The 25,391-nt window shown below is 55.0% G+C and carries 15 protein-coding genes and 1 pseudogene; 7 read left to right on the top strand and 9 right to left on the bottom strand.

Annotation, left to right across the window (positions count from 1 at the left end; all coding sequences use genetic code 11):
- Nucleotides 1–253: 253 nt before the first annotated feature.
- From P3T16_RS27035 to P3T16_RS27015, 5 genes and pseudogenes are all read right to left on the bottom strand, one after another.
- Entirely contained in the window at nt 254–2,194 is a 1,941-nt protein-coding gene (locus P3T16_RS27035) for a hypothetical protein (protein ID WP_429344614.1), read from the bottom strand.
- A gap of 870 nt (nt 2,195–3,064) precedes the next feature.
- A pseudogene (locus P3T16_RS27030) lies at nt 3,065–5,654 on the bottom strand (bifunctional diguanylate cyclase/phosphodiesterase).
- Nucleotides 5,655–5,707: 53 nt separating this feature from the next.
- On the bottom strand, nt 5,708–6,457 hold the full coding sequence (locus tag P3T16_RS27025) for a substrate-binding periplasmic protein (protein WP_429344613.1): 750 nt from the start codon (nt 6,455–6,457) through the stop codon (nt 5,708–5,710).
- Between the two features lie 1,030 nt (nt 6,458–7,487).
- Nucleotides 7,488–7,799, bottom strand: coding sequence for a hypothetical protein (locus P3T16_RS27020; protein ID WP_429344612.1), 312 nt, complete (start codon nt 7,797–7,799; stop codon nt 7,488–7,490).
- Between the two features lie 267 nt (nt 7,800–8,066).
- The gene (locus P3T16_RS27015; protein ID WP_429344611.1) at nt 8,067–8,840 is read right to left on the bottom strand and encodes a hypothetical protein; all 774 of its coding nucleotides are present in this window, start codon (nt 8,838–8,840) and stop codon (nt 8,067–8,069) included.
- A 682-nt stretch (nt 8,841–9,522) separates the two neighbouring features.
- Here P3T16_RS27015 and P3T16_RS27010 point away from each other — a divergent pair.
- Nucleotides 9,523–9,822 (top strand): transposase, encoded by a 300-nt coding sequence (locus tag P3T16_RS27010; protein WP_429344610.1) that lies wholly within the window; start codon nt 9,523–9,525, stop codon nt 9,820–9,822.
- 743 nt (nt 9,823–10,565) lie between these two features.
- Here the strand turns inward: P3T16_RS27010 and P3T16_RS27005 are convergent.
- The 3 genes from P3T16_RS27005 to P3T16_RS26995 all read right to left on the bottom strand — a co-directional run bounded on the left by P3T16_RS27005 (nt 10,566) and on the right by P3T16_RS26995 (nt 13,198).
- On the bottom strand, nt 10,566–11,030 hold the full coding sequence (locus tag P3T16_RS27005; RefSeq protein WP_429344609.1) for a DUF3331 domain-containing protein: 465 nt from the start codon (nt 11,028–11,030) through the stop codon (nt 10,566–10,568).
- A gap of 825 nt (nt 11,031–11,855) precedes the next feature.
- Complete coding sequence (locus P3T16_RS27000) at nt 11,856–12,308, bottom strand: MarR family winged helix-turn-helix transcriptional regulator (protein ID WP_243856758.1); 453 nt, start codon at nt 12,306–12,308, stop codon at nt 11,856–11,858.
- Between the two features lie 629 nt (nt 12,309–12,937).
- The gene (locus tag P3T16_RS26995; protein WP_429344608.1) at nt 12,938–13,198 is read right to left on the bottom strand and encodes a hypothetical protein; all 261 of its coding nucleotides are present in this window, start codon (nt 13,196–13,198) and stop codon (nt 12,938–12,940) included.
- A gap of 752 nt (nt 13,199–13,950) precedes the next feature.
- On the opposite strand from P3T16_RS26995, the gene P3T16_RS26990 reads away from it, so the two are divergent.
- On the top strand, nt 13,951–15,063 hold the full coding sequence (locus tag P3T16_RS26990; protein ID WP_429344634.1) for an alkene reductase: 1,113 nt from the start codon (nt 13,951–13,953) through the stop codon (nt 15,061–15,063).
- A 105-nt stretch (nt 15,064–15,168) separates the two neighbouring features.
- On the opposite strand, the gene P3T16_RS26985 is transcribed toward P3T16_RS26990, so the two are convergent.
- The gene (locus P3T16_RS26985) at nt 15,169–15,765 is read right to left on the bottom strand and encodes a TetR/AcrR family transcriptional regulator (protein WP_429344607.1); all 597 of its coding nucleotides are present in this window, start codon (nt 15,763–15,765) and stop codon (nt 15,169–15,171) included.
- A gap of 385 nt (nt 15,766–16,150) precedes the next feature.
- Here P3T16_RS26985 and P3T16_RS26980 point away from each other — a divergent pair, with 385 nt between their 5' ends.
- From P3T16_RS26980 to P3T16_RS26960, 5 genes are all read left to right on the top strand, one after another.
- Nucleotides 16,151–17,401, top strand: a complete 1,251-nt coding sequence (locus P3T16_RS26980) for an efflux RND transporter periplasmic adaptor subunit (RefSeq protein ID WP_429344606.1) — start codon at nt 16,151–16,153, stop codon at nt 17,399–17,401.
- Nucleotides 17,398–20,574, top strand: coding sequence for an efflux RND transporter permease subunit (locus tag P3T16_RS26975; protein ID WP_429344605.1), 3,177 nt, complete (start codon nt 17,398–17,400; stop codon nt 20,572–20,574). The genes P3T16_RS26980 and P3T16_RS26975 overlap by 4 nt, the downstream gene beginning before the upstream one ends.
- On the top strand, nt 20,571–22,046 hold the full coding sequence (locus P3T16_RS26970) for an efflux transporter outer membrane subunit (RefSeq protein WP_429344604.1): 1,476 nt from the start codon (nt 20,571–20,573) through the stop codon (nt 22,044–22,046). Before P3T16_RS26975 ends, P3T16_RS26970 begins: the two co-directional genes overlap by 4 nt.
- A 457-nt stretch (nt 22,047–22,503) precedes the next feature.
- Nucleotides 22,504–23,250: an SDR family oxidoreductase gene (locus tag P3T16_RS26965; protein ID WP_429344603.1), complete on the top strand. Its 747-nt coding sequence runs from the start codon at nt 22,504–22,506 to the stop codon at nt 23,248–23,250.
- Between the two features lie 347 nt (nt 23,251–23,597).
- Complete coding sequence (locus tag P3T16_RS26960; protein ID WP_429344602.1) at nt 23,598–24,509, top strand: LysR family transcriptional regulator; 912 nt, start codon at nt 23,598–23,600, stop codon at nt 24,507–24,509.
- Nucleotides 24,510–25,391 lie beyond the last annotated feature (882 nt).

Genomic DNA, 25,391 nt, shown 5'->3' with positions numbered 1-25,391 from the left:
ATGCTCGCCCGAAGAAGGTACCTTCGGCGCAAAGCCACCCGCCCCGCCTGATAGATGCAGCATTCTGCCCGGCGATACTATCAAGGTCGCCGTCTGCGTAGCTTGCCGGCACATAGCAAGCCAATAGTCCTCGATCTCTCCCACTTCGAGTTCCCGGAAGCGCCCAATCTTGCTTGTGCGGCCGGCTATCGCTTTCGTCACAGCATCAGAAAGTTCCGTTGAAGATCTGCTTCGCAGCTATGTCGCGTAGATTTCACTGAGTGAGCCGTGTCGAAAATGCGGCACAAAGTAAATCTTCCCGAACGCGACTTGCCACGACACGGAGAAGCTCCGACGCGTGTTCGAGCTCAGAACGTGGCAAAGGAGGTTCATTTTCAACGATAAGCAGCAGACATCGAAAAGCAATGTCCAGATCAACCGCTCTGCGCTCCTGCTGCGGCACCGACGTAGCCAGAGCCCAAACCTCGTTTGCCAGATTGGCGCCCTTCAGTTGCAGCCGCATTCTAATGTAGTTTGCATCATCAGTATCTGCGTGCGTTGCATACCGCGCAACAAGCGTCAGGACATCCGCGACCAATGCCGGATCCGCGCGTGCAACACCACGATAACCGTAGAAAAAGGCCTGATAAAAACGGACCCTATCCTTCAGATCTTCAACGCTTGAAATCCGCGCAATATCGCGTTCGTCGAGCACTGGAACCGACGTCATCTCGCACTTGAATGCCGGCGTATCCTTTCGCCGATTTCGAAGAAACCGTTCGGGCTCTACTTGTTGTGCGGCAACCCATTCCTCTACCCACCTACTCAACACATTGAGCAACCAATCGTGCGTGAATTCAGCGTCCCACATATCTGACGGTCCGATTCTCGATGCGAGACCAGACACGTCCAGCGGTGATTCCCATCCAAGGATCACATCGCCCTCCCAAGGTAGAGTCATGCCAGGCTCGGAAAACGCTTTTAGCAGAAGATGATAGCCGCTGTTCAGGCCATGCCGTGGGCCGTCCACGTAGACCTTCAACATGCCACTTGATGCATCGAATATATACTTCTCGCCCGTTCCGTTACTGCAATCATGCGCACGGGCGAACTGAAGCATGGCAGACCAGGTCTCGCGCGACGCTTTGATCATAGAAAAGCCTGCCTCAGCGTCCGATAGTCGCGGAAATCGCAGAAATTTCCACTTACGGTCCAAGCCGTTGGCGCACCCAAGAAAATGCATCCAGGCTTTTCTGATAATCCAGTCGAGGTGCTCAACCTCATCCCCAGTGAGAGTCAGCCGCACACCGCCAGCGGCAAGAACATATTTGCCAGCACTTACAGTGGATCTGCGTGCATACGGTCTCTCATCATTGTTGTCTGCGCGCGATCGCCAGCGCATCCATTCCACAAACTCCGAACCGGCTACAGAAAACGAGACACCTGTCAGATCTCGTCTGGCGAAGCTGAGGATCGCACCGCAGTGCGGAAATCGCTCACTCGGCAGGCTAATGCTAGCGTGGATGGACTTGTTCTGCAGAGTCAGTTGCGATTCGTAAATGTGCTCCGCTTCTTGTGCAAATTGTGAGGGAAAAGCATCAGTTGGATACTCGGAATGACAAAACCGCTCCGCGTAGTGTCGCCCGAAAAACCGGCTCACGATACCGGGGAGGATCCGCAAACGCTTGTCCATCTCTGCTGCGTCCCAAAGCCAGGCGGAGACATTCTGAGCTTCCATTCTCGCAGCGAACTCGTTCCAGACGTTCACCACATCGGGCTTCGTGATATGAGAACCGACGCATAGTATGTAAGTTTCACAGCGTGTTACAGATCTGCTACTTTCAAAGGCGGCCAGCCAGTCGTTTATCAGTGATGGCGGTATCGTCTGGACGCGCTTGCACTGCGCCATCACAAACTTGGCGCTTCCTGCCCGCCTTGCCAGAATGTCGATTTCGTCCTGGCAATCCCCGGAGTCACCGTACTGGAACGCCTGGCTGACCTGAAGCTCCGCAGAGTCTGCTAACAGATGCGCACAAAGCTTCTCGAATTTCTGCCAGGCGATCTTCAAATAAGGTAGCTCATCAACCAGCGGATCGAGCAATGGGACACGCTCAGGTTCGTCTACATCGAAGAGTTCGTCGATGCGCAGCTCTCGCGCCCCGTTCCTCTCGAAATGCTCATCAAACGAGCCCCCGTTACGTACTGAACTTGCCATAAGAGATTCTCCCCTAACTTTTTTATGTTTTCGATGCGGCGGCGGAAGTCACTCCGCAGACATCGCCGCCAAGATAACAAATACTTTCATGGACTTGCTGTATGTTGCCGACCGCTCAGGCTCGATGTCGAGAAGCTTTCCAAGGTCGCCCGCCGAGCTGATGCAGGTCTGCGTGGAGTGTGCCACTGATCGAATCGATGCCCGACAGCGGATAGTTTGCAGCCGTCAATGCTAGTGCACCGGATGTCTTTTGCGCTCACATTCAACGCTGCACGAATCAGGTCGATCAGCGCTTCGGCTACTCTTGCGTCTGCATTGCTCCGACTAACGAAGGCTTTCATTGTGGCATCGAGGATAAAGCGTCGAACGACTGTCCATCTCGATATTGTTTGAGCAAAGTCAGCGGTTCGCCCGCCTGCGCGTCCAAAATCGCTACCCACTGGGTGTGGGTGTAGACGAATCCTGAAGGTTTCAGGGGCAGACGCCACTTGGCAACGAATTCCTGTGCAAGCTTCAGCAAATATTCGAGTTAATCAAGTGCCTCAACCAATGGGAGTTTCGCCAGTAGGTCCACCGCGTCCTCGAAATATGGTTCGACAGATGCAAGGTGCTTTGGGTCTGACGCCGCAACAGACTTGAGTCCGCGCACTATGCTTCTAACACTTGTCCAGTGATTCATGCTTCTTGAGTTTAGCAGGAGGCCCCGGTCGACTGATTATATGACGGCAGCTACTATCGTTTGTGCCCGCGTCGCTGTCCCGCCCGTGTTGCGCTGCACGCACAGCGTTAAATGCTGCTCTGAGCGGCTGCTAAAGATCAGGCCGCCCTTCCAATCGAAATCAGTCGACCATAGTTCGACGCGGTGTCCGATCAATCGGCCATACACTGATCCGTCTCGAGTCTGCTCAGCATCGCTTCAAAGGCATCAACGGGAAGCGGTCTGGAGAAGTAATAGCCTTGATAGGCGTAACATCCAGCAGCAGCCAGGAAGTCGCGCTGAGCTTCGGTCTCAACGCCTTCAGCAATCACGCCCAAGCCGAGGCTGTGCGCAAGCGCCACGATGGACTTCGCAATCACAGCATCATTGGGATCGACCAGGACATCGCGAACGAATGATCGATCTATTTTTAGCTGATCCAAAGGCAGGCGTTTCAAATAAGATAGTGACGAATATCCGATACCAAAATCGTCGATTGCAAAGACGATGCCATGTGCTTTCAGCGCCTCCATTTTTTGAATAACGTCCCGCACATTGTCAATCAACACACTTTCTGTCAGCTCCACTTTGAGCCTGTCAGGCCTTGCGCCAGTTCGATCGATGATGGTCAACATGCGGTTCACAAAGTCAGCTTCCCGGAACTGCCGGGCGCTGACGTTGATCGCAATTGTGAGATGTGACATCGCTGGTCGCGTTGCCCACTGCGCAAGTTGCGCGCAGGCAGACTCCAGGACCCAACGTTCCAATGCAAGAATGAGCCCAGTCTCTTCGGCCAGCGGAATGAACTCAGCAGGGTGGACGATGTCACGTTCAGGGTGCTGCCAGCGAACGAGCGCCTCCGCTCCCGTTATTCGATGACCGTCGATTTGGGCTTGGTAGTGAAGGAGAAACTGATCCTCATCGATTGCCTTGCGTAGCCCTGCCTCCAAAGCTGCTCGCAGTACCACGGCGGTCTGCATGTCCGGATCGAAGAAACGCATGCCATTGCGCCCGCCTTCCTTGGACTTATACATTGCCAAGTCAGCCTGCTTGAGAAGCTCGTCTATTGGGGCATTGTGTCCCCTGAACACCGTAGCGCCGATGCTTGCTCCGCTCCGGTACTCGATGTCGCCAAGCCGGTATGGATTACCAAGAACGGTAAGGATTTTTTCGCCCACCACCTCAGTCTGGTCGGCAGCTTCCGAGGGGTTTTCATGTAGATTCCCCAGTACCACCACAAACTCGTCGCCCCCCACTCTGGCAACGGTGTCGCTCACGTGCACGCTTGCCGTGAGACGCTGTGCCACTTGCTGCAGCAGCAAATCGCCTTTGTCGTGGCCCAAGGTATCGTTCAATGTCTTGAAGTGGTCAAGATCGATGAACAGCAAGGCACCACAGGCTTCGTTCCGCGCGCTGGCCGTGATCGCCTGCCTCAGGCGATCCAGCAGCAAGGTGCGATTGGGCAATCGGGTCAGCGCATCGAAAAAGGCCAGCTCCCTGATCTTCTCTTCCGCAATCTTGCGTTCGGTAATGTCGTGGTGCGTGCCGACATAGTGGCTGACGGTTCCGTGTTCGCTCATCACGGCGGAGATTGTGAGCCATTTCGGATATACCTCACCGTTCTTGCGACGATCCCATATTTCTCCTTGCCAGCCACCGGCACGGTGAATCGATTTCCACATCTCCTGGAAGAAGGCCGCGTCGTGACGGCCGGATCGAAGTACGCGCGGTGTCCGGCCCACGACTTCCTCAGTCGTATAGCCGGTGCATTCAGTGAAGGCTGAGTTCACGCGCAGAATGGTGGCGTTCGCGTCTGTAATCATCATCGGTTCCTGCGACTCGAATGCGACAGCGGCAATTCGAAGTTCGCCCTCGACCTGTTTGCGCTCGGTAATGTCGCGGCCGCTCGTACGAAAGCCGATGAACTCGCCCCTGGAATCGGTAATCGGAACCCACGACGCGGACAGCCACATGAGCGAGCCGTCCTTGCGAACGCAGCGAAACTCGAGATCATCGCCGCGCAAGCCCTGTAGCGCCTTCTGAAACTCAGGTGCAACGCGGGGAATATCTTCCGGATAGATTACAGCGCCCTTAAAATCCGACAAGGCCATACACTCATCGACCGTATATCCGATGTACTTCTCCACCGCCGAATTAATCCAACGCGGCTTGCCGTCGGGTCCCCACCAGACTTCCCAGTTAACTGTACAGTCGGCACGGCATATACATGATGAACCCGGGGCGGCCAATGCTTCCAGCGTCAACAGCAAGGCGAACTTTCCCAGAAATGGTCGCAATACCGGAATCTCGCGCCTGTTCCATGGCTCGCCGTCGTACAGGATCCGCCCATCCGTCGAAGCCAAGCGACCGACGATTGATGCCAATATCTGGCGCACGTTGGATAACGGGCGCATAGTTTTCCCGTGAGCCCTTGGGCTCGATCGAATAGTCTGGCGGCCCCTCTCTCCGCATGGATGCAACGTGAGCCTCCTTTCGCGTCGCCGGCACCCACACAATCATGCCGATCGCCTGCATGCCTGAGAAGCTTGCGTCGAGATTGAGCGTGTCGGCATAGTCACGAAAGCGCTTTCGATTCATTTCTCCAGTCGTGGAGAAAAGGCTTTGTACGCCACGCAGCAAAAGCTCGTATGTGCCTATCCGCTGCTCAATCCGGCTGACAACGTCGCCCAGCGAAAACTCGAACTGGGACAGGAGTTCATGTCGGGCGGCTTGTCGCTCGTGGTTCCACAGCACTCCAGTCACACTGAGCGCTGCTGCGAAAACCAGAAACGGAAGAATGACAAGGCGTGTCCAGTTCACGGAGGCGTCGGGAAGTCGACCATTGCATTGGCGAGGTCTGGTTTGAAATACTTGGAAAATATTCGCCTAACGGTGCCGTCCGCACGCATCTCGTGGACCAAAACGCGCCACTTATTTCGTTCAGTTGGCGACAGCGACTTCTTCGACATGATGAGGCCGTGAGGTACAGCAGCGTCGCCAAAGTCCACAACAGTAGTCACGTCGCGAATTTTCCGTTCGTCAATTGCAGGATAATCGAAAGGTTCGATAATCATGCCTTGAATACGTCGCAGAATCAGCGCATCGTACAGTGGGTCTAGGCCGCCAGCCTGGCTCACACGATTTTCAGCCGACAGCGTGTCGACTAGTCGATTGGCCGAGTCGCTATACCGGAAGCTACGGATGACGCCTAGCTGGAACTGGCCGTTGCGCTCGAAGTCGGCCAAACGATGGATTCCTGCATCTTTGCGTACCAACAGATAGTATTTATCGCTGAAATACCAAGCGAAGTCGGCGTACTGATTACGCTCATCGTTGGCGATGCCCGATAGGCTGAAATCCAGCCCACCTGATTCAATCAACTTCCAGATCCGGGCCCGCGACATAAGACTAACTCTGATCGGGCAACCGCTACGACGAATCAACTCGGTCGCAAAGTCTCTGTCAATCCCGGTGCCGGTCTCGGCCGAATAGAGCAGACCGTGATCGTGTAGTGCCAGCGTGAGAGAACGCGAACATTCGGGGCCTGCGGCGACAGCGCTGGTCATAAAAAGTAGAGCTATCGCTAACCCCAAAAGACCATGTCGAATCACAGCGTCTCCACCGTACGAAGATAAATTTAATATCGTATTCTATTTTTCAGACGTGACGCTCATGCCGCTCACTGACATTGAACTTCGTTTAGTGCGACCATTGAGGTGCTGTCTGTTGCAGATCATCCAACGCACACCTTTTGATCAAAGCGTCCTTCACGCAATATCGGCAGTGCGCTGGCGTTCTTGAGGGGGGCGTTGTATTTTGATGTGCTCTTTGCCGGAAGCATAGCTTCGTCGTTCAAGCCCCGTTTCGTGATTGTCGTGACGCAGTAAGCCTGTCGCTCAGAAGCGTGGCTCTATGTTTTGGGGGAAACCAACATCTCGCGAGCCTTGCACATCATCGGTTATGCTGCGCAAAGACTGCTAGCTGCCACACGATGTCGCCAAGCGCCGGCGGGTGTTTGCTATGTGTCTGAGTGGGAAGTATATGCCCTTCCGCAATCCCGATTTCATGACTGCACTTGGTGCACCGGTAAATACCCGCATACGGCGCACTCGTTCCCGGCTTGTAAGTTGCCGTAAACGCGGCATCGTCCACCTGAGTTACAACGCTAACATCCTGATATAACGCCATGATATGCCTCCCTCAGCCCCAGTGCCAGATAACTAAACGGCCCACAAATTGTGGTAAGTGATCATAATCCTAACACCGAACACCACACCTGAATAGTCCAGCGTCGGAACAGATCCTCGTTGCAAAGACCTTGCGTTTCACGAGATTGGCCGGGAATGTCTAGACTCGTTGCTTACGGCTCGCCACCATTCACTTGGCATTGGTCGCGAGTCGGGGAATGATGGGCGCCTCTGCAATCAGGATTGAACGCGCCCCTCCTACGGCACGACTGCAAGCAGAGTTCCATCGCAGTTCGCCCGCCAAATTCCTGCCGGGCACCTGCGCGCCCCCGGTCAGGTCCGAATAGACACGACCTTACTCGCAGTAGTTATTCCGCAAAACCGAGCACGCCATTGCTATCGCGCCCTGCTACGCATCGTTGAGCGCGGTCAACTGCTCCCTAACAGATTGCGAGTCATTCACAAGCCGATCGTACTCCCGGTTGAGGTCATCATATTTTTGATCGCCTCGTACTCCGGTGCCAAACATCTCCATCTTTATCGTTATCATCGTAATTTCCTGCAGGCGATGGGTCATCGCACTCAACCGACGCCTAAGTTCATCAATGTCTGCTGAGCTGGGGTTCGGCTCTTTGTGTGTCTCACCTTCCTCCACTCTCATTTTTGTGATTCCAACCCAGCGATGAATTTTTACGTGACCAAAAGTTTGTCTCTTCATCATGCCATCCTTACAGATTGGTAAATTTAAGGGCTAGAAAATTGAGGGTGATTCCATGCTAGCTGCAACCGTCTAATGATGCAGAACTCGTGATATTTCTGACGATCAACACTTGCCACAGCCACACATTGACCCATGACCGGTTCGTTGAAAGCCTGCCGATACCATGCGCACCGAACATTGCTTTGCTACAGTGACTGCCATTTCCATAAGCGCTCTCAGAGGTAGTGAAGCAGGTCCGAAGAAGACATTGCACCAGCTTCGTATCTCTTAGAACCCGTAAGGCTGTTCCATCCATCGTTGCAGGATGCGCTGATTCTCTGGTGGAAGAACGATGAGTCCCGCTTCCGCACCCTTTCCGATCAGATCTATCTGCTTCTGCTTGACCAGATCGCCTTGCAACCCATGGAAAAACCAACTGAACGGCCCACCAACCCGCCCGTCGAATCGTTGCAAGCGCGCATACAAACCGCAAATGTCACTCGCAGTGCATTTCTTTATCGACGAAATATTTTGGCTGTGAGTCCATTGGGGGAAAAACGTCAAAGAGCGGATGTTACGCGCGTCCATGTACTCAAGAATGTCGAAGCACCAGCGACTACCGATCCACGCTCCAGCCGAAGCAAGGCTTGATTGGGACCAGTCATCGAAAAATCGTTGGCCATCTCTAGCGCAGCGGTAAAAATCTCGGCTCGGACTCTCCCGGGCCATCGCACAGACTACCGCAACATCAATGGGGGAAAAACTGATGCAGGTTCCGCTGCGTACCGCCCTCTCATATGCATACCAACTATTGACTATGACGTTGAATACCTTGATGTCGACAGCATCGTGCAGACGATATCTGGGCGCCCCGAGCGGCACTTTATCGAGGCGCCGGCGATTGTGTTCGGCAGCGATTTCGGAATCGTCTACACCACCGTACTGCCACCAGATCTTGCGCTCAAACGGTTCTTGCGCGAGGAACTCCTGTTCTTCCCAAACTCGAAACTGGACAAAGTCATCTTGATCACCGCCCCGGTCGTGCGTAAAGTAATGCAGCACTCTTCGTATCTCGGTGAGGGTGAGACCTGACTGATGAAAATGGTTTCTGGCCGAGTCCGCATCGCCTCCCTGTGCCTCGAGCTCGCCTGGTAACCATGCTCGAAAATCCGCAGCGACTTCTCTGTGTTTAGCATCAAGTATCCGCCCGGGTCGCGGAGAATATTGAGTGCACGATTTGACACACGCAATTCGATCAAAACTTAAGCGTTCCGCCAAGCGCGAACGGAGCCGGTCGTGACGCGGCGATACCGCAGCAGACCCAATAAGCGTATCGAGAACATCTGACCGAAGATCATATTCTTTAAGCATCTCGACACACACCTTGAACTGTAGACTTGCAGCCAGACCAGCGGGCCCATCGACCCGACCGCTAGACCGACAGAGTGAGTTCCCCCTCTTTCGTGAGCGCCCGCTGCGAAACAGGCAGCGTCGTCGGCAACGAACGGGTCACACACGAATTTTCCAAATGCTGACAACAACCCCGAGTAACGCGCCTAGTGGTTTTAAGCTTCGAGGCATAACGTCTCAACTCTGTCTTGCTTAGCATGCTGAACAGCATCAAGAAACGGCCTTGTACTGATCCTAGCGCTATTCGGAAGTTAAAGCAGAAAACCCTGCATTTTCTCCCAAAGTGGCACAAACACCACGCAATGAAGACCCTCTCTGTCGCAACGGAGTTGCATTGACCGTCAGTATTGACCTCGGGTTGAAAGACTTCGCCTCCCTGAGCGACGGACACGTGGTGGGTTCCGGGCGGCACTATCGCAAGCTCGAAGGCGAGCTTGCGAAGGCGCAGCGCGCGAAGAAGAAGGCACGCGTGCGTGCGCTTCATGTAAAGATAAAGAATTCACGGAAAGACCAGTTGCACAAGCTTTCCACGGCGCTCATAGAGGAGTACGGCGTCATCTTCATCGGCAACGTGACTTCGTTGCCTCGCTACGACGCGGGCCGTGCTGCGGACTCAGCTTCACACAGATGTTGATATACCACCTGCCGCGCGAGTCCTCGCTGATATTGCCCGCGCCCAGTTCATAGTCTGCGAGACCATAGCTGTCCCACAGCGAAAGGGCCATCTGGCCGAAAAACAGCTACCCGTTCCGATATCGGGTCGCCGTTGCCTTGAATGGAATCCAGCCCAGCGAGCGCCGCGAACCGCCTGACGCGCGCCAGCGCAGCTTCACTTTCCGGGCCTGTTTTCTTCGCGAAGCGTATTCTTCGGCGACGGCCTGTATCGCGCTCCAGTGAAGTTCAAGTCAGGCTTTGCTGGCGCCTTTAATGAAGGGTTGGAAGTCGTAGCCTGAAAGGAACCGGCGCTCACGTTCCCACACCTTCAACAAAAGCTCGTTGCAGTAGTTCCAGACGGAATTTACTGCCCGTGCCTGCTCCTGCAGCGCACGGGCGTGCCTGTCTTTGAGCCGGAGGGGAGAACGCGAGTAGTCTTCTGCATGTGCCAGTACGGTTGTTTCTCCGTATAGGCACACCTGGGATTTCCCTTAAAAAATCACAGCATCCGGGCTGCGCTGTCTACACGCGCTTTTCATCCCCGGCCTGAAGGCCGAGGCCGTCAGGCCACGCTTCGGGTAAAAAAAGCCCGCTCCGGGAAGAGCGGGCTTAAGAGGGGATGAAATACTCCTGTGGAAGCGAGCTGATTCAGTATGCCAGCCTCGCGAAAATCACGCAGAAAACCCGTCTATTTCTCTTAGCTAGCTACACATCCGTCGGCGACTAACGACTTGCCTCCATGTAATCCTTCGATCTGTTGCTCGAAAAATAACGTGCATCCAGGAAAGAAGCGAGGATCATTGCTGTCGCGTTCGACGGGGCTTTTCCGCCCATGTGACGTGGTCTGTAAATGCTGTCGCCGCGTTTGATCGGCTCTCCAGAGAGCGCACATATCGCCTTCCTACGCGCCACGCCGAGAGACCAGAGTTGTTCACCATAGTGGCCAAGTGTTGCATCAGCCCAGTCCATTGCGATAGTGCCTCGGCTACGCCTTTCTATGTCAGCAATCCCACCAGCATCCCATGTTCGACTTTCTTCGTCGCGTGACGTATTGCCTGGCGGGCGACCACATTTTACTCGAACAGTGGGCCGTTGGACCGGCTCAGAACCTGTCCTGTCAGGGTAACCGACTGAGCAAATATCATCCAAAATCCGCTGCCAGACACTGGTTGTCTGATCTTCTCTCATAGCATCCTCTCCGCCAGTACTTTTCCGATCTTTTCGGATCGAAAATTGATCTCAATTAGGACACCTAAACGGCCAACCGAGACTTAGCAAAGAGCAACGCGGCAACACCCAAAGCGATTCGAGTCTCTACCTCAGTTATCAAGTTCGACCTTGCCGCAGTGATGCGTATAGATCAAACAGACATCTTCACGTTTCAGCTCGTATCGTAGAAGGTTCCCCGCGTCGTATTGCCATGTCCAGGGCCAATTGAACGACGACGCAATGCAACACAAACATCCCCCCACCGATTCAATCTGCTCATGACAGATTGCTTACCGATTCATCTGGCTGTGCTCTTCCATGGAGCTTCCCAGACTTGATTCCGTCTGATCTTCCAGCTCAGTAGCTGACGTCTTCTTCGTTCACCGCGTGCTGTACAAACGCGAAGTGCACCGATGAAACTGAACGATCCCGTCACGACATCCTAGTGCATACACCTTATCTCCGCAAGAACACGAACAATTTAATATGCCATAGCGATTACAATTGTTGAATATAAATCCAATAAAATTTGCTGAGAACGATTTTCTATTTCTCTTTTTCCGAAGAATTGAACAATAGACAATTGGCTCCACCACGCATGGTTCAGCGCACTCGTAGGAAGGCCGACAGACTGATCTGACAGGACCCAGGCGTAGCGTCTTATCGGCGGTTCGAGGTGTGACTGGTTGGATACATCGGGATAGACCGCACCAGCCAACGGGTGGTCCAGCCGGCTACCGAAGAAATTCGACTAATTTATAGTCAATTGATGATGCGCAGCGCGTGCGGGAGCGATAGCGTCTATCAGTCCGTCTCGATCATTTTTCTGAGTAGAAACAGCAACGCCACGCGCTCTGCAGGATTCAACTCTCCAAACGTTTGCTCCGATATCTGGAAGCCAAACGGAGTGATCTGGTCTATAAGATCTTCGCCGGCGGGCGTGTTAGTCACAAGCACCTTGCGCCCATCCCACGGGTCTGCGGCGACCGTGATCAGCTCGCGCACCTTCAGTCGATCGACTATACCGCGTAGCGTCGCCTGATCAATGGCCGTAAACTTGACGATATCGTTCAGAGAACTCGCGCCCAACTCACGAAGCGCGCAGAGTGTAATAAATTGAGCGGCAGTGAGCTGTGCGTCCGGGATCGCCTGCTGGAAAATCCCCATATGCCGTTGATAGGCGCGGCGCAGTAGATGGCCCACTTGCTCCGAGAAGCGATATCCAGCTGGATATGGTCGATGTGAACTGTCCACAATTTTCCTGAACAAAGAATTTGCTGCTGATTATCGCTCAAACCGCAAATAGATGCTCTTGATTGTGTTAATTCGAACCAAGGATTGGGCTTACACGCTTGGATGTAGTTGCTTAATTTTTTCTTATGCGAAGCTGTACATCGTTACGTTGCCTTCCAATCAAATACCCTGGATGTCAACTATAATCCAGTAAATGTTACCGACCCAATAACTGACAGGTCTGCGCGTCAACGCCCAACGATTTGAGATGTCTCGAGCGATGGTATCCGGAGCGCATCTATCATCGGCAGGCAGTGCAGACTGCCCTGCACGAAGATCTTCAGTGCATAGTTTCCGTCACCAGTCGTGCGCAACTGGCAGAGCTGCTTTCCCGCTGTTTTGTCCTTCGAACTGACGAAGAAAACCTGGTGCGAGCGGCTCGCCTGCCATACGCACCCATCATGCTTCGAGACTGTCGAAGCCTGCAAGCTCCAGGCGGTGTTGCTACCTGAACAGATTGCGCGTACCAAAGCAGATGCCGGGCACGTTGCTCTCCAACCGCCGCTCCACAGTTGCCAGCCGGGCATTGAGTTGCGCCAGGCGGACGACGGTTCGATGTGTTGCGCGACGTAGCTTCGCTTCGCGTTGCGGCTTCAGGTGTAGACGGTCGGCTGCCGGTTCTTCGAGTTGCGCATGCCGTGCGCCAGCAGCCTTTTGAGCCGACGGATGCCCGCACGAACACCCCTGCGCTTCTTCTTGAACAGCTCGCGCGTGTCATCGATGGACCCTTGCAGATCGATGGCCATTGCATTGAACATGCGCGCCGAAATGCCGCGCTCACGGCACAAGGCGACCTTGTGCGATTTCGCCTTGCCGTCGTCGGCAGTGACGCGCGTGTACAGCTTACGTTTCATCGTGCTATAGAACTCGTCCATCCGGTCCGCAACGTCAGGTCGCGCAGTGACAGCGGCAGCCCGGCAACTGCTCGAAGCGAAGTGCTTCCGGGCAGGTATCGAACTGATCAGAATTGACCCAGCCTACACGGCGACTATCGGTGCGGTGAAGTACGCATCACGACGCAGCTGGAGTAGGCATGCTGCGGCGGCGGGCGCCATCGCCAGTCGCGGGCAGGAGTTGACTGAATGTCTGCAACGTGCCGGGACGGCTGTCCGTGTTCCGGTACGAGGCGGTCACCACGCCCTCGTGCTACCTGCAAGGAAAAGCTGAGATTCGCGTGTGACTGCCTGGCGCGACGTTCATGCAGCGTACAGAGGTGTGGTGCGTGAGCGCTGGCTCGCCACACGGCGCGGCGCGGCGGAGTGCGAAAGGCACCCCTGGTACCGGCGCTCGCGCCGCGCCCATCAGCAGCGACAACCGTTTGCCCTGCGAAGACAAACTGCGTGAGCAGGTTTGTGCACTTTAAAACAAGCGGCACACTTTGGAATGACCTAACTTCCCGAACGTGGAATTTAGTCAACTTGCCCATGATATCCCCAAAATCTGGGGAGCTGTTTCCTAGCATGGCTGGATACAGTTTTCGCAACTGTGCACATAAACTCTGCTCATTGAGTTCGCGACAAGACCGGCTGGACAAATTACCTGAAATCGCATCTGGATAACCATCATCCTCGTCATGACCCAGCGACTCTATTTTTGCGGGAAAATTATGTCCAGACTTTTTACGAGCGTTAGGATCGGCCCGTACGAACTTTCACATCGTGTCGTTCTTGCGCCACTGACGCGGATGCGGGCAGAAGATGGCGGTATTCCGGGTCCACTGATGGCTGAGTACTATGGCCAACGTACTTCGCTCGGCGGCTTTCTTCTCACTGAAGGGACGGCTGCAACGGCGGACGGGAATGGTTATCTAGGCTCCCCGGGTATGTACGACGACAGCCAGATCGCCGGTTGGCGCGGCGTAACCGATGCAGTCCACGCCAAAAGTGGTCGAATCTTCTCGCAGCTCTACCATGCCGGCCGTCAGTCGCACGCAGATTTGCAGCCGAATGGCGGTCGGCCTGCTGGACCATCGGAGGTGACTCACACCGGCGTAGCCTTTACGGAAGACGGATGGGTTGCCGCTACACCAAATCGTGCGCTTGGTATCTACGAGATTTCAGCAATCGTAGAAGGTTTCCGCACTGCCGCCCGGCGCGCCCTCGCTGCCGGTTTCGATGGCGTTGAATTGCACGGAGCAAACGGCTACCTCTTCGATGCATTCCTTCAGAATGGAAGCAACAAGCGGACCGATATTTACGGCGGCTCGTTTGAAAATCGCGCGCGGCTGCTTATTGAGACCACACGCGCTCTCATTTCTGTCTGGGGCAATGACCGAGTAGCGGTTCGTCTTAGCCCGAGCGGCAGATTTGGCGAGATGTGCGATAGCGACCCGACTGCCCTCTTTACTTATGTCGTACAAGAGCTTGCCAAGCTAAATATTGCATACCTGCACCTGATCGAACCGCGCATCAATGGTGTTGCTGAGGACGAAAGTGTCGACCAAAATCCGGTTGCCACCCGGTACTTCAGACGACACTTCCCGGGCACCATCATCGCTGCTGGTGGTTTTGACGGCGATTCTGCAGAAGCAATCATTCAGGCAGGAGACGCAGATCTGGTTGCATTCGGACGCCACTTCGCTGCCAACCCGGACCTGCCACGACGTATCCGCCGCAACTTACCCTTCAACCCTTACGATCGTTCGACGCTCCTCGGCGGAACGGAATTCGGCTACATAGATTATCCGTTCTTTGGTGAGGAAGCAGAAACCACGGCCTAATCGAGTACGGCATAACTTGCTTAGAGCAGAGGCTTGCCGTCGCAATTTCATGAAGAGCAGTACGTGAAGAGGCAGCGAGGCAGGCATGCAGTCAACTCATCATTGTCATTCCAAGGCGCCTTGTGGAGATTTCGCCCAGAATTCGGCCACGCGCTTTCTGGACTCTTCGAGAACAAGGTCGGAAAGCTCGGGATCGTCAACGATTCTCGACAGGGTTACTGCGCCGATTATCGCCGAAACAGCGAATATGGCTTCGCCTTTTGCTGCTGCCGGGTCATCGAAGGAGATCTGTTTGACTATGACATCTATCAATTCTCGAAAACCTTGGGACGCTGCGCGACGCGTCTCCATGTCGGCTCGAGCCAGCTCGCTACCCACGGCAACGAGCGGACAGCCGCCCAGGCAATCGTCACGATACTCGTCCGAAAGAAAAGTCACCAAATGCTTAAGGAAAGCTTCCTCGCCTCCTTTGCCTGCGGCTTCAGCCGAGTGGACGATTGTCTCCATACCGGCAGCGCACGCTTCGGCGACCAATTGGTCTTTGGACGCAAAGTGCCGATAGAAGCCGCCATGTGTCATTCCCGCAGCCGACATGATTTCCGCGACACCTGTCGCATGAATTCCATTGTTGCGAAACGCTCGGGCGGCAGCTTCCACAATCCGCTTCCGTGTTTCCGCAGTTTCCACCTTCGACTTCTTCATCAGCTAGTCCTTCCCGCGATGTTTCGCGGTTACCTGTCGCCTGTCACTTATGGTAGTGCCCGCTTACAGAATTTCAAATCTCCCTACTTAGGATTGTAACTATAATCTATTTTTTAGCGGTAGACGATCATCTATCGTGTCGTCAAAGCAGGGACAATTCGGGAAACCTAGTCGGTCTGCTGACGCTTTGATCATCTCACCACCGCTTGACATTTTAGATTATGAGTATTATCTTGATTGCGGATAGTATCACTTTATCATCTAACGTTGAGCGAAACGGCGAGCGAGCTACGGACGGTTGTGAGGTTGTGCCGACGCATTGATCGCAGTGCCACACCCTTGGTGTAGCGACGCGGACTTCTCAATAAACTCTATGAGGAATGCCATGAACGACAGCATTAACCGGTCCGAAGCCGGAGCAATTGTCCCCCAGAGACCTGTCAACTCCGGACGCCGGATTCGGGTAGGGTCCATCGTCGCGCTGACCGTGCTTGCCGTTGCGATTGCAGCGGCGTATCACCTGCGTGGATCAGGTTCTGCTGCAGCTGCGGCGCCTCCGCCGCCTTCCGTCGCCGTTAGCGCGCCCATCCAGCGCGACCTTGAGTCTCGACTCGGTTTCCTCGGCCAGTTCTCAGCGGTCAATCGCGTTGAATTGCGCGCCCAGGTGGGTGGGACGCTTACGCAGATTCACTTTAAGGACGGCGACATCGTTCACAAAGGCGATCTTCTCTTCGAAATCGACCCAGAGCCTTATCAAATCAGGATGAGTCAGGCGACGGCAGAACTCGAATCGGCGAATGCCCGGCTGTCGCTTGCGACCCGCCAGTTGACGCGCGCCCAGGAACTACAGAAGGCTGACGCCGGAACTGTTGAGAATGTTGACCAGCGCGTCGCAGAGCAGCATGCAGCCGAAGCAGCGGTCGATGGCGCAAAAGCACTAGTTCACGATGCGCGGTTTGACCTGGACCATTGCAAAGTCACGGCGCCGTTCACTGGACGCATTGGCACCCACCTCGTCTCGACTGGAAATCTTGTGGCTGGTAGCCGGGCCGCCACCAGCCCTACTACGCTCCTCGCGACAATTGTCTCGCTCGATCCCATCTATCTTGATTTCGACATGAGCGAGGCCGATTACATCGCGTTCCAGAGAGCGCGTGAAAATGAAAAGGGCGCACTCGCTAATTCTGTGAAGATTTCGCTGGGCGATGAAAAAGATTTCAATCGGCAAGGCACACTTAACTTCATCGACAACGCACTCGATCGCTCGAGCGGCACCATTCATGCACGAGCTACTGTGCCGAACAGTGACCTGTTCCTGACGCCAGGCGGCTTTGCCCGAGTTCGTCTGGCAGTATCGACGCCGCAGCCGACTTTGCTCGTACCGGATGCTGCCGTGCTCGCGGACCAGTCAGAACATATGGTCTTCGTCGTGGGTCCGGACGATGTCGCAACGCCGAAGCACGTCGAGATTGGCGATCTTCGCGGGGGTCTGCGAGTCATCCGTTCGGGCCTTACTCCGACCGACAAGGTAATCATTGACGGCATTCCTACGGTCAGACCGGGCTCCAAGGTATCGCCGCACGCTGGGTCGGTCCAGTTCACGTCTGAGCAAAACGACGGTGGGGCGAAATCATGAAACTGACCCACTTTTTCATTGAGCATCCGCGCTTCGCAGCGGTGCTCAATATTTTCCTTGTCCTGCTGGGTCTGGCAACAATGGTGTCCCTACCTGTTGCGCAGTATCCCAACATTGTTCCCACAACCGTACAGATAACGACCACTTATCCTGGCGCATCTGCCGAGACGATTGCTCGGACCGTCGCAACTCCGCTCGAACAGTCAGTAAACGGCGTCGAGAACATGGATTACATCACCAGCCAATCGACTGGTAATGGTCAGCTCACGATTACGGTGATCTTCAAGGTCGGCACCGATCCAAACGTCGCCCTCATGCTGACACGCAACCGTGTGCAGGATACGTTGTCGCGGCTGCCGCAGGAAGTCCAGCTACAGGGTGTCCAGGTCAAGAAGACGATTCAGGCTTTGCTGCTGGGTGTGCACGTCTATTCCCCGGACGGATCGCGCAGTGCTGAATATATGTCCAACTACATGCTTCATGTCAGAGACGAAATTGCACGACTGCCAGGTGTAGCTGACTTCTGGGTACTGGGCGACCGGCAATTCGCCATGCGTATATGGATCGATCCTGACAAGGCCGCTTCGTATAACATCAGCGCGAGCGAAATCCTTAACGTACTACGGGCACAAAACGCCCAGGTCTCGGCGGGCGTGCTGAATCAGCCGCCAGTTTCCAGTAGCTCGGCCTACCAGATCAACGTTGAAGCGCTTGGTCGTCTTTCCACGCCCGAGCAGTTCAGCGACATCATCGTAAAGTCAGACACGCAGGGACGCGTCACACGCATCCGTGACATTGGCCGCGTTGAATTAGGTTCGGTGGATTACGGTTCCAAAGCCTATGCAGACCGCTATGTATCAGCTCCCTGGTGGGTCATTGCCACGCCTGGTGCGAATGTCGTGCAGGTTGAGCATGCTGTCTGGAACAAGATGGCCGAGCTCAAGAAGAAATTTCCGCCCGGCATGGATTACATCAACATCTATGATCCGACCACCTTTGTTAGCCGTTCCATCGAAGAAGTCATCAAGACGATTTTCATTGCAGTGCTGCTTGTTGTTGGCGTCGTCTACCTGTTCCTGCAAAACTGGCGGGCAACTCTGATCCCAGTCGTTGCCATACCTGTATCGCTTATCGGCACCTTCTCCATTCTTGCTATCTTCGGCGCATCAATTAACAATCTGTCGTTGTTCGGCCTGGTGCTAGCGGTGGGGATCGTCGTGGACGATGCCATCGTGGTTGTTGAGAACGTCGAGCGGAATATGGCGCTTGGCATGTCACCACGGGAGGCCGCCCACCAGACGATGAACGAGGTATCGACTGCGCTCATCGCCATCGCGCTCACGCTGTGCGCAGTGTTCGGACCGGCGGCACTTATGTCCGGCATCACGGGGCTGTTCTTCAAGCAGTTCGCAATCACTATCGCAGCCTCCACGGTGATTTCGTGTTTCGTCTCGCTTACGTTGAGCCCTGCTCTATGCGCAGTTCTTCTGAAGCCGCATGAGATTGGGAAGACACACGGCGAATCGCACGGAATCGGCCGCATTCACGATGCAATATTTGGTCGATTCAACGTAGCGTTTGATTGGCTATCGTCGCACTATGGCAAGATGACAGGACGCTTCGTCCGTGCTACGACTGTCATGCTGGTGATCTATGCTGGCTTGATCGCTGCAACAGGGCTGCAGATGTCTAGAATGTCTACAGGCTTTATTCCTGACCAGGATATCGGCTATCAGGCGGTTATTGTCTTTCTGCCGCCTGGTTCCAGCCTTGAGCGCACCGACAAAGTTGTTCGAGAGGTGAACGATATCATTCTTAAGACACCGGGCATCGAACACACTTCGCCGACAACGGGCTTTGATGTCACGACCAGCACCATAGCGCCCAACGTTGGCACGATCTTCACAGCTTTACCATCGTTATACGGCAAGCACATTCCCGGTATTACGGCCGCAACAATGCTGGTGAAACTGCGTCAACGTCTATCAGGCATCAAGGACGCTGTTGTCATCGTGATCAACCCACCAGCGGTTCAAGGCCTGGGTGCTGCTGGGGGCTTCAAGATGATGCTGGAGGACCGCGCTGGTCTTGGACCTCAGGCGCTTGCGAATGCTGCAAACACACTTGTCGCAGCGGCTAACAAGGACAAGACGTTTGGGGGGGTGTTCACCCTTTACAACGCAGGTGCGCCTTCTGTCTACGCGGACATCGACCGCCTGAAAGCTGAAAAGGTTGGACTGACTCCGACCGATGTATTTTCGACGTTGCAACTGTACCTCGGTTCGCAATACGTGAACGACTTCAACTATCTGGGCCGCACTTATCAGGTGCTCGTTCAGGGCGACGAGGCGTTCCGGAAAACACCCGAGGACATATCTCGACTGAAAGTGCGTAATGCTTCTGGCGAGATGGTGCCGATTGGTACAGTGGCGACGTTCAAGGACACTACGGCCCCGTATCGCGTGCCTCGCTACAATCTTTACCCAGCGGCCGAGGTCATGGGTGCAGCTGCTCCGGGGACCGCATCGGGTGATGCAATAAAGCGGATGGAAGAACTCGCTACACAGGTGCTTCCGAACGGCATCACCTTTGAGTGGACCGACCTCGCTCATCAGCAGGAGCAACAGAGCACGTCTCCGTTGATGATTTTTGCGGCTTCCGCGCTGTTTGTGTTCCTCGTGCTTGCAGCTCAGTACGAGAGCTGGAAGACACCGCTGGCAATCGTGCTGATCGTACCCATGTGTCTGCTTGCATCAGCGATCGGTCTTGATATCCGGGGTATGCCAATCGACATCCTCGCGCAGATCGGATTCGTGGTGCTCGTCGGACTAGCGGCCAAAAACGCAATTCTGATCGTAGAGTTTGCGAAACAACGGCAGGACGAGGATGGAGTTGAAGCAGAGGAAGCAGCGGTGCATTCGGCGCATGTGCGGTTGCGGCCGATCCTGATGACTTCTTTCGCCTTCATCGCGGGTGTAGCACCGCTCGCCGTGGCCACCGGCGCAGGCGCAGAGATGCGGCAATCGCTCGGAACCACAGTGTTCTTTGGCATGCTCGGGGTGACCATTTTCGGCCTTCTGTTTACGCCGGCGTTCTACACCTTTGTCCGCAACCTCGGTACCAAGGACATTTCACCCCTGCCCCAGAAGCTTGGTAGCGGAGAGACAAAATGAGCCACTTTCTATCCCGAACATCTAAGGCAGTCATAGGCAGCCTGATTGTCGGCGCGGCCCTCGCCGGCTGCGCCGTCGGACCCGACTACGTTGCACCGAAGACGGAGTTGGTGCCGTTTCACAATAAGGATGCAGTCGCTAGCCGGCAAACAACGCTAGCAGCCCCTCGCCTGGACAACTGGTGGACCGGGTTCAATGATCCGATGTTGGAAAAGGTTGTTCAGCGTGCGCTTGACCAAAACCTTAGCCTCCAGGCATCGATCGCGCGGGTGGCACAGGCTCGAGCGGCCGCCCAGGCGGCTGGCGCCCAACTGCTTCCCACGGTCGACGCCGGCGCGTCTGCCACAGCGATGCATCAGAGCACGACAAGCCCACTTGGGGCATTGGCCAGCGCGTTCCCGAACTACAGTCGGGACCAAAAGGAGTACATCGTTGGCGCAACGGCAAGCTGGGAGATTGATCTGGCAGGCGGACTTAGACGTGCCCATGCAGCCGCACGGGACGAGGAGCAAGCCGCAGAAGCAGCACAGCTAGGAACACGCATCACGGTTGCAGCCGATGCGGCAGATGCCTATCTGCAGGTCAGGGGGCTGCAGGCAAGAATTGCAGTCACGCAGGACCAGATTGACACCGATGCGCGTCTTCTGGAACTCGTGCAGGCGCGCAAGCGTCTGGGCGCGGCCGACGAGCGCGAGGTCGCACAGGCCGAGGCGTTGATGCGACAGGCTCGTTCATCGATGCCCTCGCTGCGGGTATCCCTTGAAGCCCAGTTGAACCGGCTTGATGTGCTGATGGGCGCACAACCCGGGACGTACGCAACGGAGCTGGGCGAAAACGCGGCCGTTATCCCGGATGTGCCCGCAATCGGCACGGGAGATCAGCCTGTCGATGTTCTGCGTCGACGTCCGGACATCATCGCGGCGGAGCGTCATCTCGCCGCGTCCAATGAACAAATAGGCGTCGCGATTGCCGACTACTATCCAAAGATATCCTTGTCGGGGGCGTTGGGCTTTGACAGCATAACGAGCAATCACCTTTTCAGTGCCAAGTCATTTCAGCCTGTCGGCACAGGTGCGCTCCAATGGCGACTGTTTGACTTTGGCAAGGTGGACGCCGAGGTCAAACAGGCTCGCGGCGCATATGGAGAAGCGCTGGCGCAGTACAAGGAAGCAGCGCTAGAAGCCACAGAGGATGTGGAGAATGCGTTCATGGCTCTCTCTCAAACGGAGATTCGGTCCCAAGAGCTCCAACAGGAGGTTGTTGCGCTTACGCGGGCCCGGGATCTGTCCGAGAGAGCTTACCGTGCCGGCTCTATCACGCTTACAGACGTGCTGGACGCAGATCGACAGCTTCTTGTTGCGCGGGATGATCTTGATGCTACGAAGGCAGACGCCGCTCGAGCAGCGGTTCGTACATTCCGCTCGTTAGGAGGCGGCTGGGACTTGCCACAGCAGGTCGCTCAAGCGAATTGACAATCGGAATGCCCGTCTATGCGTTGGTTGTGGCGAGGACGGGCGCTCCTGGCATAGTCAACTGGCGAGCGCTAGTCGAGCTTTGAGGCCTCATTGAGATCGACCGGCGGCTCGCTTGAGATATCTGAACTCCGACTAACCACTTTTTGGTTAGATGTTGCCCAGTTTCGATGACTTCCGCAAAAGCCTGCTGGGAGGCATGATTCCCCTCAGGCAAGTGCAGCAAACGTGACGAAACTGGGCGGGCGAGCTAAAACAACGAGGCTCGACCACATGTGCGTTACGCTGTCCACGAGCTGAAATTGAGGTTGAAGTCTTCGTTGTTCCGTTAGCTATACTTATGTTTTTTTGTTGAGATTTACGCACGTGACTTGCGCTTTGGATCTTTGGACGCAGTCGAAACCGAAGACTCTCATCTGTTTGCCATCCCTATTTTGCTTGCTTTGAGGAGATTGACATGAAACTGAGTAACAAGGTTGCTTTCATCACTGGTGGCACGTCAGGAATCGGACTGGAGACGGCAAAGCTCTTCCGCGCGGAAGGTGCCAAGGTTGTTATCCTGGGTTCTAACGCCGAACGCCTGAAAACAGCCGGGAAAGAACTTGGCGATGAGGCGTTGCTGATTCAGGCAGATTTGCGCAAGGTTTCAGACATCGAGCTCGCTGTCGAGGAAACGCGCGCAAAATTCGGTCGGATCGACATCGTCTTCGCAAATGCTGGTGCCTCGACCGTTGCTCCGCTCGAAGCCGTGACGCCGGAATATATCGAAGACAACTTGGCCTTGAATTTCACTGGCACGTTCTTCACAATTCAGAAGACCGCCCCGCTCATCCCCAGCGGCGGGAGCATCATTGTGACGACGTCGTTTCTGAACACCATCGGAATGCCTGGTCTGTCGATCCTCGCCGCGACTAAAGCCGCTGCGCGCTCGTTAGTTCGGACACTGGGCGCGGAGCTCGCTCCGCGTGGCATTCGCGTGAACGCTATCAGCCCAGGTGCGATTTCCACGCCGTTCTACGGCAAAGTCGGTCTGAGTGAAGAGCAGTTGTCGGCAGTTGCCGCTGGGCTTCAGGAAAAAGTCGCACTGAAACGCTTTGGCGAGGCAGCTGAACTTGCGAAAACAGCCCTGTTCCTCGCGAGCGATGATTCGTCATACACGACCGGCACTGAGCTGGTGGTTGATGGTGGATTGACCCAGTTCTAACGTGCTCAGTTTAATCGTCCTGGTGCGTGTGCTTCTCCGGGACGATTGACACGAACGACCTGCACGCCTAGATGCGCCGCCAGCGGATGTCGTTGGGCCATACATAATCGGCAAAGACATGAGCGCAACTTTGCCCAAAGGGAAGTCGTCAGCCTTTTGGGCGACTTTTTCCTTGTCGCAATTCGCCTTGAAGCCAAAGACGACGCATTGTCTTGGAGCATGCGCGTTGCGAAAAGAGGATGACGGCGAAAGGAGCCAAGTGTTCCGCCCCGGCGGAAGATGTGTTGCTACCCCATAAAAGTGATAAATCCCCTACAATGGCGTCTTATAGTCAATGGAAGAATGACTTGGACCGCCTTGAAGCCATGGAGTTGTTACTGAGCGCAGTCGACAAGGGCAGCCTCTCGGCCGCCGCGCGTGAACTGAAAATTCCAGTGTCAACGCTTACTCGTAAGGTCACCGAACTCGAGGAACTCCTGGGTACGAGGTTGCTCATGCGTACCACACGCAAGCTGACGCTAACAGATGCGGGTGTCGAGTACATCGCTGCAGCGCGGAATATTCTGAGTTTAGTCGCTGACCAGGAACGAGCAGCGACAGGTGAATTTACCACCGCACGAGGCGAATTAGTCGTCACGACGCCAGTGCAACTTGGTCGTCAACATGTGTTGCCGATCATCAATCAGTTTCTGACCCTGTTTCCGGATATCACCGTTCGATTGCTCCAGTCCGATCGCAATCTCGATCTGATCGATGCACACGCTGACCTTGCAGTGCGTATTGGACAATTGGCAGACAGCAGCATGATCGCAACACGTATCGGCTCGCTACGCACGATTCTCTGTGCTAGCCCTGCGTTTCTGAATAAGCACGGGGTGCCCCGCGAACTGGACGATCTCAAAAAGCTACCGTGCGTCGTGTTTAACAGCCCTTACCTGTCGCCTTGGCGTTTCCGGTTGCCGGTGACGCGCACGCCGCTTACTCTAACGGTTGAACCTCGGCTCCAGGTTTCCGCGCCGGACGCGGCAGTGGCCGCAGCTGTCGACGGCGTCGGCATAACGCTTGTCCTGGAACACGACGCGGACGAGGCAATTCGGTCGGGGCAGCTTCAGATTGTGCTCCAGGAATTCGAGATAGAGCCAATTCCGGTCCATATCGTTCATGTATCGCGCAGCATAATGGCAATCAAGTTGCGCCATTTTATTGATTTCGCCGCTCCCAAGCTTCGAGAGTCACTGTCTCGGTTCGGTAAGCAATAGCCTCCTCAAGGACGCCGAAACTGCGCTCTCATGCCAAAGAGTCACGCCGAGGTCTAGGCTAGCTCCCTGCGACAAAGTCAGAAGCTGCCGCTCTCACGACCGCGAAACCGGCCGACCATCGCCGCTGCCCACACTGACTGGAACATCATTAAATCTGACCTGCGTATTTGCCGACGGATTGCTCCAGTCTCTGTACTCTTACGGCTAACAGTGACGCAGGTATTCTTCTGATACAACAAGCCTTTGACTAGCAGCCATCGAGGCATTGCAATCCGGCTCTCGGCCTTCAGTGATACGACTCGCGCTACAAAAAAACCGGCCTCGCGGGCCGGCTGAGAATGTCCTGGCTGACAGTCTTCACCAGAACCTGGAGGAAGCTGCAAACGCCTGATGAGGTTGATCTTAGCATTACGGATAGCAAGTTATTAGCTAAGTTTTTTGCGCTAGATATATTCACCTGCGTCAACGCTGTGACGAGATGTGTGCCATCTCAAATGCGGCGTTCACATAGCCCCTGCCTCTTGACCTGCAAAATACGCATTTCATCTTGACGTCCTTTAAGCTCGCAAGGATGGAGTTTCTTCATGCGCACCGGTCATTGCCGGCCGCGAGAGCGTCTCGCTACGCATTGATGTCACGCCCCTACAGTGCGCTGCATGGTGCATTTCTATTCCCTTGTTCGCAAGCCTTCCCGACCCGCCGCCGTCAAGCCTTGTTCAAATTCTGGGGAGCTCTTTCCCAGATTATCCCAGTAGCGCGTTCACACCAGTTTTTCTATAGTTTAGCTACACCATTGCATCGTGCAATTCACGACAAGAGAAATCAACATGTACCTTTTTGTTCTGCTTCTTTCGTCAGGAATTCCAGCGCTGGGAATTGACA

This window comes from Paraburkholderia sp. GAS42, assembly GCF_050436565.1.
In the GTDB taxonomy this organism is placed as follows: Bacteria; Pseudomonadota; Gammaproteobacteria; order Burkholderiales; family Burkholderiaceae; genus Paraburkholderia.
The sequence above is the reverse complement of the archived record's forward strand: the minus strand, read 5'-3'. Positions and strand labels throughout refer to the sequence as shown.